11 protein-coding genes are annotated in these 15,551 nt (G+C 58.6%); 2 read left to right on the plus strand and 9 right to left on the minus strand.

Features of this window, described 5'->3' with window-relative positions:
- Positions 1–190 precede the first annotated feature (190 nt).
- Together F568_RS26150 and tal are read left to right on the plus strand one after the other, a co-directional pair.
- The gene (locus tag F568_RS26150) at positions 191–1,864 is read left to right on the plus strand and encodes a methyl-accepting chemotaxis protein (RefSeq protein ID WP_019020464.1); all 1,674 of its coding nucleotides are present in this window, start codon (positions 191–193) and stop codon (positions 1,862–1,864) included.
- 66 nt (positions 1,865–1,930) lie between these two features.
- Positions 1,931–2,866, plus strand: a complete 936-nt coding sequence (gene tal, locus F568_RS0119570; RefSeq protein ID WP_019020465.1) for a transaldolase — start codon at positions 1,931–1,933, stop codon at positions 2,864–2,866.
- Positions 2,867–2,947: 81 nt separating this feature from the next.
- Here the strand turns inward: tal and F568_RS0119575 are convergent, their stop codons facing one another.
- The 9 genes from F568_RS0119575 to F568_RS0119615 all read right to left on the minus strand — a co-directional run bounded on the left by F568_RS0119575 (position 2,948) and on the right by F568_RS0119615 (position 15,508).
- A complete protein-coding gene (locus tag F568_RS0119575) occupies positions 2,948–3,454 on the minus strand; it encodes an STAS domain-containing protein (protein ID WP_019020466.1) in 507 nt (168 codons plus the stop codon).
- Positions 3,441–4,616 carry a PP2C family protein-serine/threonine phosphatase gene (locus F568_RS0119580; RefSeq protein WP_019020467.1) on the minus strand — a complete coding sequence of 392 codons (1,176 nt, stop codon included), beginning with the start codon at positions 4,614–4,616 and terminating at the stop codon, positions 3,441–3,443. Before F568_RS0119580 ends, F568_RS0119575 begins: the two co-directional genes overlap by 14 nt.
- Positions 4,617–4,628: 12 nt before the next feature.
- Positions 4,629–5,363, minus strand: coding sequence for an MlaA family lipoprotein (locus F568_RS0119585; protein ID WP_019020468.1), 735 nt, complete (start codon positions 5,361–5,363; stop codon positions 4,629–4,631).
- Entirely contained in the window at positions 5,360–6,487 is a 1,128-nt protein-coding gene (locus F568_RS0119590; RefSeq protein ID WP_019020469.1) for a beta-ketoacyl-ACP synthase III, read from the minus strand. The genes F568_RS0119585 and F568_RS0119590 overlap by 4 nt, the downstream gene beginning before the upstream one ends.
- 49 nt (positions 6,488–6,536) lie before the next feature.
- A complete protein-coding gene (gene hrpA / locus F568_RS0119595) occupies positions 6,537–10,556 on the minus strand; it encodes an ATP-dependent RNA helicase HrpA (RefSeq protein ID WP_019020470.1) in 4,020 nt (1,339 codons plus the stop codon).
- 96 nt (positions 10,557–10,652) lie between these two features.
- Entirely contained in the window at positions 10,653–12,308 is a 1,656-nt protein-coding gene (locus F568_RS0119600) for an AMP-binding protein (protein WP_019020471.1), read from the minus strand.
- A gap of 157 nt (positions 12,309–12,465) precedes the next feature.
- A complete protein-coding gene (locus F568_RS0119605; RefSeq protein WP_019020472.1) occupies positions 12,466–13,275 on the minus strand; it encodes a class II glutamine amidotransferase in 810 nt (269 codons plus the stop codon).
- On the minus strand, positions 13,268–15,070 hold the full coding sequence (locus F568_RS0119610; protein ID WP_019020473.1) for a vWA domain-containing protein: 1,803 nt from the start codon (positions 15,068–15,070) through the stop codon (positions 13,268–13,270). Before F568_RS0119610 ends, F568_RS0119605 begins: the two co-directional genes overlap by 8 nt.
- A 9-nt stretch (positions 15,071–15,079) precedes the next feature.
- Complete coding sequence (locus F568_RS0119615; protein WP_019020474.1) at positions 15,080–15,508, minus strand: hypothetical protein; 429 nt, start codon at positions 15,506–15,508, stop codon at positions 15,080–15,082.
- Between the last annotated feature and the right edge of the window lie 43 nt (positions 15,509–15,551).

The raw sequence follows: 15,551 nt of genomic DNA on the forward strand, positions 1-15,551 counted from the left end.
TTACCTACTTATCTGAGCAGTCGTGTCCGGCATTGTGACATACCGGCAACACATCCAAACGATATTGGCTCCATTTGGACTCCGTGGGTTTCCTCAAAGTGCAATAAACCTTTGCTAGACATGAAAAACACATGTCTCAACCATGACAACCATGCCATGGCAGACAATAAGAAACCACGCGGGGAATATAATGAAAGCACTCGACAACATGTCTGTTCGTTTCAGTTGGACACTGATTCTGGCAACGTTCAGCTTGCTATTGATTATTGTCGGCGCTATGGGCCTCTACTCGAATCACTTCAGTCGCCAGGCGTTCGGCACACTGAACCAGCTCAATGTCGAGCAGACCACAGCGCTCAATCACGCCTACATCGACATGCTCCGCGCCCGAGTGGAGATGGATCGTGCTGCCGAGCTGATTCGCGTACCTTCGTTCGACCAACCCGGGCCGGTTATCAAACACGCCGAGTCGTTAATGCAAAGTGCCGATGCCGCTTTCGAGCGATTCTTGTCCGTACCAGCTCAACAAAGCCAGCTAGAGGCCATCGACACACTGACCCAACGCTTCCAGTCACTGCTGAATACTGGCCTTTCTCTACAACTCATGGTCCTCGAGGACGGTGACTTCTCCGGGTATCGCTCAGGACAATCCCGAGTCAGCGAGATGAGCCAGGCCTTTATGGAAAGTGCCGACGAGTTCGTTCTTGCTTCTCAACTCAGTGGCAATGCGCTGGTTGATCAATTCCATCAATCCAGTGGCTGGATGGATCGCGCCATTGCCGTTGCCGTTGCTCTCGCTCTCGCACTGATGGGCTTGGTGCTCTGGGGCGTAACCAGTAACGTAATCCGCCCCCTGCGCCGGGTCGGAGACCATTTCGAGCGTATGGCAAACGGCGATCTGTCCGAGGTGGTGGAGCACCGAGGCCACAACGAGATCGGCAAGCTCTATCAGGGCCTCAGCGCCATGCAGCATAGCCTGGCCGAGACGGTGGCCCATATACGCCATAGCAGCCAGGAGGTGCATGACGGTGCCTACCACATCGCTAGCGGCAACAACGATCTCTCGTCGCGCACCGAACAGCAGTCGGCCGCCCTGGTGGAGACGGCCAGCAGCATGGACGAGCTGACCTCAACGGTAACTCAGAATGCCGAGAACGCACGCCAGGCCAGCCGGCTGGCCGCCAATGCCGCTCATACAGCGCGACAAGGCGGTAACGTCATGAGCAACGTCGTCGATACCATGCGAGACATCAACCACAGCGCACGGCAAGTGGCCGAGATCATTGGCGTCATCGACGAAATTGCCTTCCACACCAATATTCTGGCACTCAATGCCTCTGTCGAGGCAGCCCGCGCCGGGGAACAAGGACGTGGATTTGCCGTCGTCGCCGGTGAGGTGCGTGAATTGGCTGGACGCAGCGCCACTGCGGCCAGCCAGGTTCGCGAACTGATTCAAGCTTCCTCCGAAAAGGTGGCAAATGGTACAGCCTTGGTGGATCGGGCCGGGAATACCATGGAAGACATCGTGGCCGAGATCCAGCGCGTCAACGACATCATGGAAGAAATCGCCAACGCATCATCCGAACAGAGTCACGGCATCGCTCAGGTCAACCAGGCCATCGATCAGATGGAGCGTGTCACCCAGCAGAATACCCGATTGGTGCTGGAAGCCGCCGAAGCATCACAGGCCCTGGAGCAATCTGCCATCGCAATGCGAGATAGTGTGGCCCACTTCCGGCTGGCCGAGCGAAGCGCCGATAGCGAGGGTACATCCCGTAACGAGCTGGCTTCGCCGAGCCAAAGGCTACTTGGCAGTACCGACGAACCCCGAGACTCGGAATCGCCGATGTTGACCTACGCCTGACTGCTAGGCGCACCGTGACACGCTTGATAAAGTGAGTGACCGTCACGAACCAAGGAACTGCAAGACATGGCAAAGGACAAGCTGAGCCAACTCAAATCGATGACTACAGTCGTCGCAGACACCGGCGATCTGGACGCCATTCGGCGCTTCTCACCCACCGACGCCACAACCAACCCGTCGCTGATTCTGCAGGCCGCTCAGCATGAGAGCCGGCGCGCAAGGATGGCCGAGCTGGCACGCGAAAGCACCGATATCGACGATGCCGTCGATGCCGTGGCCGTCGAGGTCGGGGCCGAGATCAGCGAGCTGGTGCCAGGCTACGTCTCGACGGAAGTGAGTGCCCGACTCTCCTTCGATACCCAGGCTACCTTGGCTCGTGCCCACTCGCTGATCGAGCGTTATGAACGACGCGACATCTCGCGGGATCGTATCCTGATCAAGGTCGCTTCCACTTGGGAAGGCATCCGAGCCGCCGAGCAACTTGAGCGCGAAGGCATTCACACCAACCTTACTCTCCTGTTCAGCTTTGCTCAGGCCCAAGCTTGCGCCGACGCGGGCGTTACTCTGATCTCGCCGTTCGTTGGGCGCATTCTCGACTGGTATAAGGTAAAGGAGCCCAACGCCGATTTCACCGGCCAGTACGATCCAGGTGTCCAGTCGGTCAAGCGCATTTATGAGCACTACAAGGGGCATGGCTACAAGACAGTGGTCATGGGAGCAAGCTTCCGCAACAGCGGAGAGATCGAAGCACTGGCAGGCTGCGACCGACTGACCATCTCGCCGCAACTGCTCGAGGAATTAGCCACGAGTGAGGGAACACTGGAACGGCAGCTCACGGCACTGGAAGCCGAGACCTCTCCCCCCGAACCCTTCGTTGAAAGTGAATTTCGCTGGGAAATGAACGAGGACGCCATGGCCACGGAGAAACTGGCCGAAGGCATACGCAAGTTCATGGGCGATCAGCGCAAGCTCGAAGAGTTGCTGGCCGAGCTACGCCGCTAGCCAGGCAAGGCTTATTCTTGCCCTGCCAAACCAAAAAACGCCCGGCTTCAGCCGGGCGTTTTTTGCGCGTCTTGCGCTGCTTCAGTGCGTCGGTTTGCTTTCCTGAGCCTCGAGCAGTTCCACCAATGGCTGAAACTGTTCGCGATTATGTTCGTTCATGCGCATCAGAATCCGGTGCGCCTCAAGTATGCGTTGCTGCATCCCCGTTTCGTCAGCTTGTACCCGAGGTAGTTCATCCAGTTCGGATGGCTCGACGAGCGGGGCACGTACCAGCGTAAAGTAGCGTGAGAAGCCCATGACATCCAACATACGGCGAACATCGGGATGGTCGGCCACTATGGTCGGAGGGTGAGATAGGCGACCCTGGACTGCCATGGCTACCTTGGCAAGAAAGCCCAGCGCGGTGGAATCGACGTTGGTGGCTTCACGCAGATCAACGATTACCGCTTTCAAGCCAGGCATATCGGCCAAACGCTGCGCCTCGTTGTCCAGCGTTGCGCATAGCGTGAGTCGTACGTCACCGCACAGCTTGAGCACGAACACACCGGCTTCGTACGCCGCCTTGATTCGTCCCTCACCGCTCGTCATGGTCAAATCCGCTCAATAACATGATGGTCAAATCATCCGGCAGTTCTTGACGTTCCGTATCTTCATCGTCCACCGAGCGGTCCACGGCCAGGCTGGTCCGCAAGGCCGCAACATCCTGGCACTGGGCTACGCGCTGTCGCAGCTCAACGAGTCGCTCATCCAACGTGCCACCCGGCAGACATTCCAATACCCCGTCCGAACACAGCCAAAGCCGGAAGTTCTCTGGCAGCGTAACATCATAGGCAGGATAAGTAACTTTAGGAAACAAACCGACCGGCATTCCTTCCCCTTCGATTACCTGGAAGCTATCGCCAGACATCAAGAGGGGCATGGGCATCTGCGCGCCCAAGGAGTAATACATATGCTGGCATTCACGGTCGATGACTCCCACGAACAGGGTGGCGTGCTTGCCAATACTAGTCTCGATAAGCTCATTATTGAGCTGGGCCAACCAACGTGAGGCCAGTGTTTCGGGCGACATCCCATCCCACTCGCTCAACCATCGATTACTCAGGTATTTCAGCAGAACCGTCACGAAGGCCGACGAGGCGCCATGGCCCGACACATCCGCGAAGTAAAACACGCTATACCGGTCATCGAAGCGTTGATAATCGAGAAAATCGCCCGACAAATACAACGATGGCGCCAGCCAGTACTCACATTCGACACCATTGATCTTTAACGGCTGCGGCGGGAGCAATCGGCGCTGGATCTGACTACCGCCCTGCTGGTCGAGCCGCAGCATGGCCAGATGCGTCTCCAGATTCTCGTTGAGTTCGGCGAGCCTAGCTCGGTCACGAGCATGCTCTTCCGCCAACTGGTGATGCTCCAGAGTACGCATAATGAGCCGACGCAGCACGTCACTATGTTGCAGAGGGTGGACCAGATAATCCACCAACCCCGCATCCACTGCCGTAAGCAAATCCCCGTCGAGACGCATCTCACTGACCACGACCGTGGGCAGGCGCCGGGACAATGTCGGCCAGTCCTGTGCGGGTACCGCACGCACATGCGCCACGATCAACGTAGTCTCGGCCGGCAATGCGTCGACACGATCGGCGACAGCAACCGAGAGTCCCCCCTTGGCAATGGCCTCGGCCAAGGCATCTCGCTCTTCGCCGGGCAAGTCAAGCAAGCCGATCAGGGTGCGCGAACTGGCCATGTCGGCAGGCCTCTATTCGGCGAAGTCGCTGTCATCGAATTCGAAATCGTCACTCGCGAACGGATCCGCTCCCATTTCGCCATCGTTGACCTCAAAGCGACGTGTCTGCAAGTAAGTATCGCGCAGGAAGCTGTAACGATCCCCGCGAATCAATGCCTCTTCGTCCAGGACGCTGGCTCGGTAGTTGATCAGTTCAAGCCCGCGCGCACCATAACGTACAGCATCCTCTTCGACATAGGTCACCGGATCGGCATACCAGTCGGCCGGCAGGCCACCGGCATGACGCAGGGTACGCCCACCCAGGATCGGCAGCACGACAAAGGGACCTTCGCCCACCCCCCAGGTTGCGAGAGTCTGGCCGAAATCCTCCTCTCGCGCCGTCCAGCCCAGTTCCGTGGCAGGATCCAGCAACCCGCCAAGTCCTAACGTCGTATTAAGCACGAAGCGCTTCGAGGCCACCCCCGCATTCGCCCATTTCCACTGCAGTACGCTGTTGGCAATGGTGCGTATCTCGCCAAGATTCGTAAAAAAATTGCCGACGCCGGTCTGCACCGGCTCGGGGGTGATCGTGTCATAGCCCTGTGCCACCGGCTTGAGCGCATAGCGATCTAGCGCATCATTGAACGCAAACACCTGCCGATTGAAGGGCTCCCAGGGATCGATGGGGTTGGCGGCGGTCTGTTGGGCCTGGCCGGCGCAGCCGCCCAGCATCAAGCCGGCCGCGACGGCCACTGCTAACGTTTTCATTCGTTCATCCTGCGTACGATCACATTGCCGGCACTGTAGCCGGCACCAAATGAGCAAATCACGCCCAACGCGCCCGGCGGGAGATCATCACGGTGTAAATGGAAGGCTATAATCGAGCCCGCCGAACTGGTATTGGCGTACCGGTCGAGAATGACCGGCGCCTGTGACTCCGAGGGGCCAAAGCCCAGCACCTTGCGGGCGATCAGATCGTTCATGTGCCGGTTTGCCTGATGCAGCCACAACCTATCCAGATCATTACCTGATAGCCGCAGGGTTTCCAGATGCTCCGTAATGAGCTGCGCTACCAAAGGACAGACTTCCTTGAAGACCCGGCGGCCTTCTTGCACGAATAGCTTGTCCTGCGCTAGCGGATCGCTGTCGGTAACACGATTGAGAAAACCAGCGTTGTTGCGAATGGCGTTGGAAAAGCGGGTCAACAAGCGGGTGCCCAGAATTTCATAACCGATGTCGGCCCTGACCTGGTCACGTGCTTCGATGACCATGGCGGTGCATGCATCACCGAAGATGAAATGGCTATCGCGATCGCGAAAGTTGAGATGCGCAGAACAGACTTCCGGGCTGACGATCAATGCACGCTGTATGCTACCGCTGGCAATAGCATTGTTGGCAGCTTCGATGGCAAACGTAGCAGAACTGCAGGCAACGTTCATGTCGAAAGCATAGCCCCCCGTTCCCAGGGCCGCCTGCAATTCTACTGCCATGGCGGGGTAAGGCCGCTCGAGATTGGAGCATGCGACAATCAGCATGTCGATCTCGGCAGGATCCACCCGGGCACGATCCAGTGCCGCCCGGGCGGCGGCAACTCCCATCTCGCCCTGGATCGACATTTCATCGTTGCGGCGCTGAGGCAGACACGGCCGCATTCTTTCTGGATCGAGGATACCCTTGGCGTCGAGCACATACCGGCTATGGATACCCGAAGCCTTGACGATGAACTCACTGCTGGAATAAGCCAGCGGTTCTCTGTCTCCCCGCGCGATAGCATCGGCGTGATGGGTATTTTCCCGGTCCACCCAGGCATTGAACGCCGCCACCAGGGTATCGTTATCGATAGCGTGCTCCGGCGTGTAAAGGCCCGTGCCGGTAATCACAGCGTTTGTCATGGTTATCTCCTCGCGGTGGTTGTTGCCACCCGCCACGTCTTACCAGACGTCATTCGCTGCGTCGCCCGGCAATCTCCGCCCAACGCCGTTCCAGGCGCTTGGCGGACACGGGAAAACGCGTTCCCAGCTGCTGTGCGAATAGCGATACGCGAAACTCTTCCAGCCACCAGCCGAATTCAACCAGTGCCGGATCCTCCCAGCCGCTGCGTTGCTCGCTTTGCCGGCGGTCATTCCAGCGCGTCTCGAAACCGTGGATTTCCTGCATTAGCATCTGGTCGCGCATGCGCTCACGCGGCGCCTTATCCAGTCGAATCTTTGCCGCTTCCATGTAGCGTGGGTATTCCTTGAGCCATTCCCCGGCTTCACTGATGAAGCCAGGATGAACCAGGCGCTGCATCTGGGCCTTCAAATCACTGTATACCAAGGCCAGTGCAAGATTCAGATTACCTTTCAACGCCTGTGTCACTGCCAAGTGCCCTTCCAGCGCCTTGAGCAGCGTCTCGACCAGCGTCTCGGCATAAGGCACCAAGTCAGCGCGCCGTTCATCCAGCCGCTGAATGAAGTCATCGCGCGAACGCGGTAGCGGATCGAAAGCGATCTCATGCAGGAACGCCGCTGAGACCAGATCGTCGAGCAATTGTGTCTTGCTGCCTACCTTGGTGAACAACAGTGCGCAGCGGTCCACGCCCTTAAGTTGCCTGATCGCCTTGGCCTGACCCGGCAGGCGCTGTATCGCTAAACACTTGATGCCCTGTCGATGCATCTCGCGTGCCTTGTCGGGATGATCGAACAGGCGTATCGACAAGCTCGCGCCCTTGTCATGCTTCACCAAGGCAGGGTACGCCTTGACACGAATGCCGGCCTGGCTGGTAGTGCTGGATTCGGCCAAGGGCGTTTCAGGCAGATCATCGACATCCTGACGGGCATCCACAGTCTCGCCCAACGCCTGCGCGCCGGCACTCGCCTCGGCGCTGAAACGCCGCTCCAGCGCAGCCGGATCGCGCCCTTGACCGAGCACCTTGCCGGTATGATATACCACGCGCAGGTTCATGCGCAGATGCGGCTCGAGGTGTTCGGTTCGCCAATCGTCACCCGATAGGCGTAACCCCGTCTTGATACGCAGGAACTCTCCCAGCGCCTCGGTCAGGGGCACATTGCCAGGAGACAGCGCTTCCAGCGCCGCATCGACCCAGTCGGGAATCGGCACCACCTGGCGCCGCACCGACTTGGGCAACGACTTGAGCAGCGCTATGCACTTTTCACGCAACAGCCCCGGCACCAGCCACTCGAGACGGTAGCGTGGCAGCTGCGGCAGCATGGCAGCCGGCACGGTCATCGTCACCCCATCGTCTTCAGCCCCTGGCGCAAAGTGATAACTCAAGGGATAGCGAACGCCACTCAGCACCAGCTCGTCAGGATACTGGACGGCACTGATATCTTCGGCGCTACGCGCCATCAGCGCCGCCTTGTCGAACTTCAATATATCCGGGTCATCACGCTCGGCCTGCTGACGCCAATGCTCGAACCCCTTGCCGTTGATGATGTCTTCGGGCAAGCGCTGGTCATAGAAATCGAACAGCGTTTCCTCATCAACTAGAATATCGCGCTTGCGGGCTCGATCTTCAAGGTTTTCCACCTCATCGATCAGGTCCCGGTTGTGGGAGAAGAACTGGGCATTGGTGCGGTACTCCCCTTCCACCAGTGCCCGTCGGATGAAAATTGTCCGTGCCTCACTGGGTGCCACCGGCCCGTAATGGATCTTTCGCCGCGCCACGATCGGCAGGCCGAACAAGGTGACCTGTTCATAGGCGACGACCTGGGCACGCTTCATTTCCCAGTGTGGCTCACTGTAGGATCGTTTGGTCAGGTGGGTGGCCAATGGCTCGATCCACTCCGGTTGGATACGTGCCACTTCACGGGCAAACAGCCGGGTGGTTTCCACGAGCTCCCCCGCCATGAGCCACTTAGGTGTCTTTTTGGCCAGCCCGGAGCCCGGGTGAATCATGAAGCGCCGGTTACGTGCTCCAAGGTATTCACGATTCTCGATGAACTGGCCAATATTCGATAATAGGCCTGTCAGCAAGGCCTGGTGTAGCTGACCATAATGATGACGCCGTTGATCGGGAGAAACCGCTTCGTCAGGTTCGGCCCGCTCATTCGCTGGCGGTGCCGAAGGCACCTCGATGTCCATGTCACGCAAAAGCTGGCGCAACTGCCGGTAGGTGTCGTGCCATTCACGAACACGTAGATAATTGATGTAATTATCACGACACCACCGGCGCAGCTGGTTACCTGACAACTCGTCCCGGGCCAATTCAAAGCCTATCCAGAGATTGAGCCAGGCGACAAAATCCGAGTCGACATCATCCCAGCGCTTGTGAGCTTGGTCGGCTGCCTGTCGCTTCTCAGCTGGACGCTCACGCGGGTCCTGTACCGACAAGGCACTGACGATGATCAGGACATCACGCAGGCAGTCACGCTCGGCCCCGGCCAGCACCATCCGCGCCAGCCGAGGATCGATGGGTAGCCGTGCCAACCGACGCCCGGTGGTTGTCAGCCGGTTACCCTCGTCTACGGCACCAAGCTCGAACAGCAGACGAAAACCATCCTTGATGAACCGAGAGTCCGGCGCATCGACGAACGGGAATTCCTCAATGTCCCCCAGCTTGAGCGAGAGCATGGACAAAATGACCGAGGCCAGGTTGGTACGCTGTATCTCAGGTTCGGTGAATTCGGGACGGGAGAGAAAATCCTCTTCGCTGTAAAGACGAATACACAACCCTTCGGCGACGCGACCGCAGCGCCCCTTACGCTGATCGGCACTGGCCTGACTCACCGGCTCGATGGGCAGACGCTGGACCTTGGCCCGGTAGCTATAGCGGCTGATGCGAACCAGGCCAGGATCGATGACATAGCGGATGCCCGGCACCGTCAGCGAGGTTTCGGCGACGTTGGTCGACAGCACGATGCGGCGTCCGCTATGTGTCTGGAACACGCGATTCTGCTCGGCGTTGGAGAGCCGCGCATACAGCGGGAGGATTTCGGTGTGCTTCAGGTCGGCCCGCCGCAAGGTATCGGCCGTCTCGCGAATCTCGCGCTCACCCGGCAGGAACACCAGCACGTCGCGAGGCCCACTGAACCAGCGCTTCTCGCGCTCGATGGCCTCGATTTCCTCCATGGCGTGAAGGATCCCTTCCTGCAGGGTACGGTCTTCCTCGTCGTCCACCTCGCGCACCAGTGGCCGGTAGCGCACCTCGACGGGATAGGTTCGTCCCGAAACCTGAATCACAGGAGCCGGGCGGCGTTCGCCTTCTCCGTCTGACATGGCGAAATGCGCCGCGAAACGCTCCACATCGATGGTCGCCGATGTGATGATGATCTTGAGGTCGGGACGACGCTCGATGAGGCGCTTGAGATAACCCAACAGAAAATCGATGTTGAGGCTACGTTCGTGGGCCTCGTCGATGATGATTGCCTCGTAGCGTTCAAGATCAGGGTCGTGCTGTGTCTCGGCTAGCAGGATACCGTCAGTCATCAGCTTGACCAGCGTGCGCTCGTTGGTCTGATCGGTAAAGCGAACCTGATAGCCGACCTGACCACCCAGCGGCACTTCGAGCTCCTCGGCCAGGCGGGTGGCTACCGAGCGTGCCGCCAGACGGCGCGGCTGGGTATGGCCGATCAGGCCACGCCGGCCCAATCCGAGTTCCAGACAGAGTTTAGGTAACTGAGTCGTCTTTCCCGATCCGGTCTCGCCGGCTACCACCACGACCTGATGCTCGCGGAGCGCAGCGAGAATGTCCTCGCGTTTTTCCGCGACCGGCAGCGATTCGGGATAGCGCAGGGTCACTGGCAATTGCCGACGAGCTTCCAATGCTGCCTGTGAAGACGACACTCGTGCATCGATATCGCGTAGTGCCCGATCGATCGGCTTGCCGGCACGCGCTCGCTGCCGCAGGCGTGCAATGCGACGAGCCTGATCGTGGGCATCGCGAAGCAGGCACGCATCGAGGCGCGAGCGACGCTGTTCAAGTTCCTTCAGGACTTGGGTCGGGGGTGAGGTCGGGCTCAATTCATCCTCGCATCGTAAAAATAGCCTGTCCGCCCCGGGTCACCGGGGCGGACAGGCTATTGTACCGCCATCGCCGCGCTCGCGGCCAATCGACGCTCAGCTGTCGCGAAGCTCGCGGCGCAGAACCTTGCCGACATTGGTCTTGGGCAACTCGTCACGGAACTCGATCAACTTGGGCACCTTGTAGGCGGTCAGTTGCTTGCGACACCATTGGCGCAGCGTTTCGGCATCCAGTGCTTCATTGCGCGACACGACAAAGAGCTTGATCGCTTCGCCATTGGTTTCGTCGGGCACGCCGACGGCGCAGGCTTCGATCACGTCGGGGTGGCCAGCCATCACATCCTCGATCTCGTTGGGGTAAACATTAAACCCCGAAACGATGATCATATCCTTCTTGCGATCCACAATACGTATGTAGCCATCTTCCTGCAGCACAGCAATATCACCGGTCCGTATCCAGCCCTCGGCATCAAGGGTCACCGCCGTATCCTCGGGGCGGTTCCAGTAGCCCTTCATGACCTGCGGGCCTTTGACGCACAGCTCTCCGGGCTCACCGTAAGGCAACGCTTCACCATCACTATCGACAACCTTTACCGAGGTGCCTGGCACCGGTTTGCCGATAGTGCCCAACTGGATCGCACGTGGTGGATTGAACGACACCACCGGTGAGGTTTCAGTCATGCCATAGCCTTCAGCCACCGGGCATCCGGTCACCTCCTCCCAGCGCTTGGCCACGGGCTTGGTCAGAGCCATACCTCCCGAAATCGTCAACTTTAGCGAGGAGAAATCCAGGGCGCGAAAGTCTTCGCGATTGCATAATGCGTTAAAGAGCGTATTGAGACCCACGAAACCGGTATATTTCACGGTCTTCAACGTTTTGATGAAGCCATCGATGTCGCGCGGATTAGGTATAAGGATCGTGTGGTTGCCGGTTTCCATCATGAACAGGCAATTCACGGTAAAGGTGTAGATATGGTAAACCGGCAACGGCGCAACTACCGTCTCGCAGCCTTCACCCAGTACATCGGAGATTACCGCACGCGACTGCAGCATGTTAGCGACAAGATTGCAGTGAGTGAGCATCGTTCCCTTGGCCAGACCGGTCGTCCCCCCGGTATATTGCAACGCGGCTACATCGCCCTGCTGTCGAACGGTCTCCCGGTGGTCCAGGCCGTGCCCTTTGGCTAGCGCCTGTCGAAAGTCGACCGCGCCCGGTATCGAATAGCGTGGCACCATCTTCTTTATGTACTTGACCGCCGCATTGATCACCAGGCGCTTGGGAAAGCCATGAATATCGCCAATTTGCGTCACTAGCACATGGCGTATGTCGGTGCGCGCGATGATTCGCTCCAGCTTATCGGCCATGTTGGCCAGGATCACGATGGCCTTGGCCCCCGAATCCTTGAACTGATGCTGCATCTCTCGCTCGGTATAGAGCGGGTTGGTATTGACGATTACCAGGCCGGCCCGCAGGGCGCCGAAAACGGCAATCGGAAACTGCAGCAGGTTGGGTAATTGTATGGCGATACGATCGCCGGGCTCGAGGTCGGTCTCGTGCTGTAGCCACGCAGCGAAATCAGCGGACAGTCGATCCAGCTCGGCATAGGTCAGCGTACGCCCCATGCAGCTAAAGGCCGGCTTGTCGGCGAAACGCCTGACCGAGGCATGGAACACATCCATGACCGAGGCGTAATCCTCCAGCCCGGCGAGGGCGGGTCCAGAAAGGATGGGAGCAGTGGCGTGCTGGCTCATGGACTTTTATCTCCGCAGTGAACCGATCGGTACCGGTTTCTTGTTATCTTGAGCGTCAGTGTCTGACAGCGCTGTTCGCTTGAAAGCGAATCCAAAGTGCTGATCGCACCTTATAACAGGGCCGACCCGCTGTAAAACAAACGATTGAAACGCCCGTTCACCTGGCAACCAAGGGAGAATCCTCCACACGGGTTGTCAAGCGTGCCTGGATCTCACCATGCCTCCATACCAGCATCTCGCCAGGCTCCATACGGGTCCAACGCTCATTATCGGTCAGCGGCTCGGTGGCAATCACCGAAACGACATCATGGCAGCTGGTATGTTCGATGAAATCGACCACCAACTCGGTATCACTGAGTTGCGCCTTGCCGAATGGGGCTCGCCGCGTGATATGGGCCAGTTTTGTCGAGCAGTAGCAATACAGGTAATGCCCATCCGACAGCAGCAGATTGAAGACGCCTAATGTCCGCAGATATTCACAAAGCTCATGCAGCGCCTCCCAGAGCCGCTCGGGTTGCTCCGGCGGCGAGGGAAAGCGCTGCCTCAATTCACCCATCAACCAGCAGAATGCATGTTCGCTATCAGTCGTGCCAACCGGAGCATAGAACGGCAGGCCAAGCGTTTCCCAGCCATTTAGCTGGCCATTGTGCGCATAGCACCACTGCCGCCCCCACATTTCGCGTGTAAAAGGATGCGTATTGGCCAGGCGCACTCCGCCCACGTTGGCCTGCCGAATATGGCTGATTACGACATGGGACTTGATGGGGTAATCACGAATCAAGCGGGCAATCGGCGAGTCGACCGACGGGTGCGGATCGCGAAAATCACGGTAGCCGCCTTCTTCGTAAAAGGCGATTCCCCATCCGTCACGATGCGGGCCGGTGCCACCCCCACGATGCAGGAAGCCGGTCAGACTGAAGCAGATATCGGTGGGCACATTGGCGCTCATGCCCAGCAGCTCACACATGCGGCTCCTCCCGATGAGTGGTCCGGCGCCGCTGGGACACGCGCCGACGCCGAACGATCAGCAGCACTATGACAACGATCACGGCCAGTAGCCAGAACCAAGGGGCCAGACGGTGTTCCTGAAAGTATTGTTGTAACCTGGGATTCTCTTCCCAGAAATCCTGCGCCTGTTGTGGCAACGCATTGGCCGCCCGACTCAGCAGCGTATTGAAGCGGTCCGCCAATGATGGCTGCTCGGGAGCCAGCGCCTCCTCCCCCGGCAGCGCTTGGCCATTCAGGCCATTGTCGAAACCGACGCTTTCCAGGCCGGTACTGGCATCGGCGTTGAGCTGTAAGTTGGGCAACGTCAGGATACGCGTTTCTCCGTCGAGCTCTACGCGGGCCGAGAGCGTGACTGGAACGCTGACATTGGGATCGATCTGAGGCAGATCGATACGCCAGCGCTTGTCGCCGACCGGAGCGACTTCGAGCAACTCTCCCTGAAGCTGCGCCTCGATCTGAGTATTATCCACTCCGATACGTGGGTGTTCGGAGCGCAGGCTGATACGTCCGACGTCTTCATCAAGCTGGGCATCGATGGCCGGTAGAATATTGACCGCTTGATGCATCTGCCGGACGTACCCGCGCCCCTGGGCAGTTACCGATAGACGTGCATTGCCCAAGGTTTCCAATGCAGGCAGCGAACCTTGGTAATGGCTACCTTCCCGCTCCAGCGGCACCGACTCGATGACCTTATCTTCTGTTGTGCGCAACTCGGCAGTGATATCGAGACCGTCAGCTTCCTCCTCAGTCAGCGGGGCACCCCGAGATTCCATCCAGGCTTCGATCGGCGTTTGAAAGCCCTGGTAGAGGGTGGTCGGCATTTCGCTCGTACGCAGCGTCAGGGATGAGTCGATATTGATGCGACTGTCACCTCCGATATTGCCTTCGATGCGCCACTCGCCCGCGCCGGGAGAAGGCACGGTAATCACGTCAAAACGATCCTGAGCCTGCCACTGGATCGTATCGGGATGATCCTTGGCGGTATATCGCTGGCCGTCTGGTCCGATTAGCGTTAACGCAGGCGCGTCAGGCTCATGAAATAGCAAGGCGGAAAAGGAGTCGACCTTATCGTCGATGGTGAAGCGACCTTCCTGCAACGGCACTTGGTCGACCGGAAAGATGCGGTCGAGTACATCGAGAAAAGCACGCAACAGGGCTTCGGGATTTTCCGCCACGGTGGCAAGTCCACTGGTCATGGTAGCCAGTTGCTCGACCAGCGACATGTCGACACCCGGAGAGAAGGCGATCGTATGTATCACTACGCCCCGATTGGCCAGTTCAGGCGCTAGCTCTTCAAGCAAGCGCCGCCGTGAGGCGGCATCAGCCGCTTGCTTGTCGCCTCGTGGCGCGGGAACATCGACCACGCCATCGGTCAACAGGATCAGATGCCTTTCCCCCGACGCAGGATCGGCTTGGGCGGCCGTGCGGATAGCTTGCTCGATATCCGTATACTGCTGGTAGTCGACCAGCGCCGGCTTCAACGCCAAGGCTCGCCGACGCCAGCTTTCGTCGACCCTGGATGTAGGCAGGATATTGGACACATCGCTGCCGAAGGTCCACAGACCGCTACTCGCTCCCGACGGCATCAAGGAAACCAGCAACTCCAGTGCGCTGCCGCTCAGACGGTTGGGATCGTTCTGTTTCATGCTACCCGAGACATCCACCACCAAGCGGACATCTGGTCGTTCCTGAGCCCACCCCTGGCCGGCCCAAGCCAGCAACGAGATGACTATCGCAGCGATCAATCTTCGCATCGAATATCCTTACCTTATCACCGGCTCTCGGCGATCCTGAACGGCCCCCACCGGATCTTCGCTATCCCCTGCGGCATCATTAGCGACGGCATCGCGACGTCTCAGCCATACCCACAGCATCGCGCCTAACGCGGCACCGATACCGGCACCCAGTAGCAAAAAAGCCAGCGCATTACGTACGGCCTCGCCGTCATGCTGCAGGAATGCCACACTGGCCACTACGATGGCTGGTGCAAGCCCGTTGTAGGAGGAATCTCCCTCCAACCGGGTCAACGTGAAACCGGCAGGCATCCACACCAGACCAGCCACCACTCCGGTAATGATAAATTTCGGCAATCGAGGTAACCAGCGAATGGCAAGGTAGCCAGTCCCCAGGACGACGAGCGACAATGCCACATAGCACAGCCATAGTAATGGTATGGAATCGGATATCAGCATTTGCTTATTTCCTTAACTCATTTGCCCATCATGGTACACCGCA

The sequence above is a fragment of the Modicisalibacter luteus DSM 23508 genome (assembly GCF_000378505.1).
Classification (GTDB): Bacteria; Pseudomonadota; Gammaproteobacteria; order Pseudomonadales; family Halomonadaceae; genus Modicisalibacter; species Modicisalibacter luteus.

Excerpts from the sequence above, each read along its gene's own strand:
- F568_RS26150 (WP_019020464.1), top strand. The coding sequence starts at position 191 with ATGAAAGCACTCGACAACATGTCTGTTCGTTTCAGTTGGACACTGATT.
- tal (WP_019020465.1), top strand. The coding sequence starts at position 1,931 with ATGGCAAAGGACAAGCTGAGCCAACTCAAATCGATGACTACAGTCGTC.
- F568_RS0119575 (WP_019020466.1), bottom strand. The coding sequence starts at position 3,454 with ATGACGAGCGGTGAGGGACGAATCAAGGCGGCGTACGAAGCCGGTGTG.
- F568_RS0119580 (WP_019020467.1), bottom strand. The coding sequence starts at position 4,616 with ATGGCCAGTTCGCGCACCCTGATCGGCTTGCTTGACTTGCCCGGCGAA.
- F568_RS0119585 (WP_019020468.1), bottom strand. The coding sequence starts at position 5,363 with ATGAAAACGTTAGCAGTGGCCGTCGCGGCCGGCTTGATGCTGGGCGGC.
- F568_RS0119590 (WP_019020469.1), bottom strand. The coding sequence starts at position 6,487 with ATGACAAACGCTGTGATTACCGGCACGGGCCTTTACACGCCGGAGCAC.
- F568_RS0119600 (WP_019020471.1), bottom strand. The coding sequence starts at position 12,308 with ATGAGCCAGCACGCCACTGCTCCCATCCTTTCTGGACCCGCCCTCGCC.
- F568_RS0119605 (WP_019020472.1), bottom strand. The coding sequence starts at position 13,275 with ATGTGTGAGCTGCTGGGCATGAGCGCCAATGTGCCCACCGATATCTGC.
- F568_RS0119610 (WP_019020473.1), bottom strand. The coding sequence starts at position 15,070 with ATGCGAAGATTGATCGCTGCGATAGTCATCTCGTTGCTGGCTTGGGCC.
- F568_RS0119615 (WP_019020474.1), bottom strand. The coding sequence starts at position 15,508 with ATGCTGATATCCGATTCCATACCATTACTATGGCTGTGCTATGTGGCA.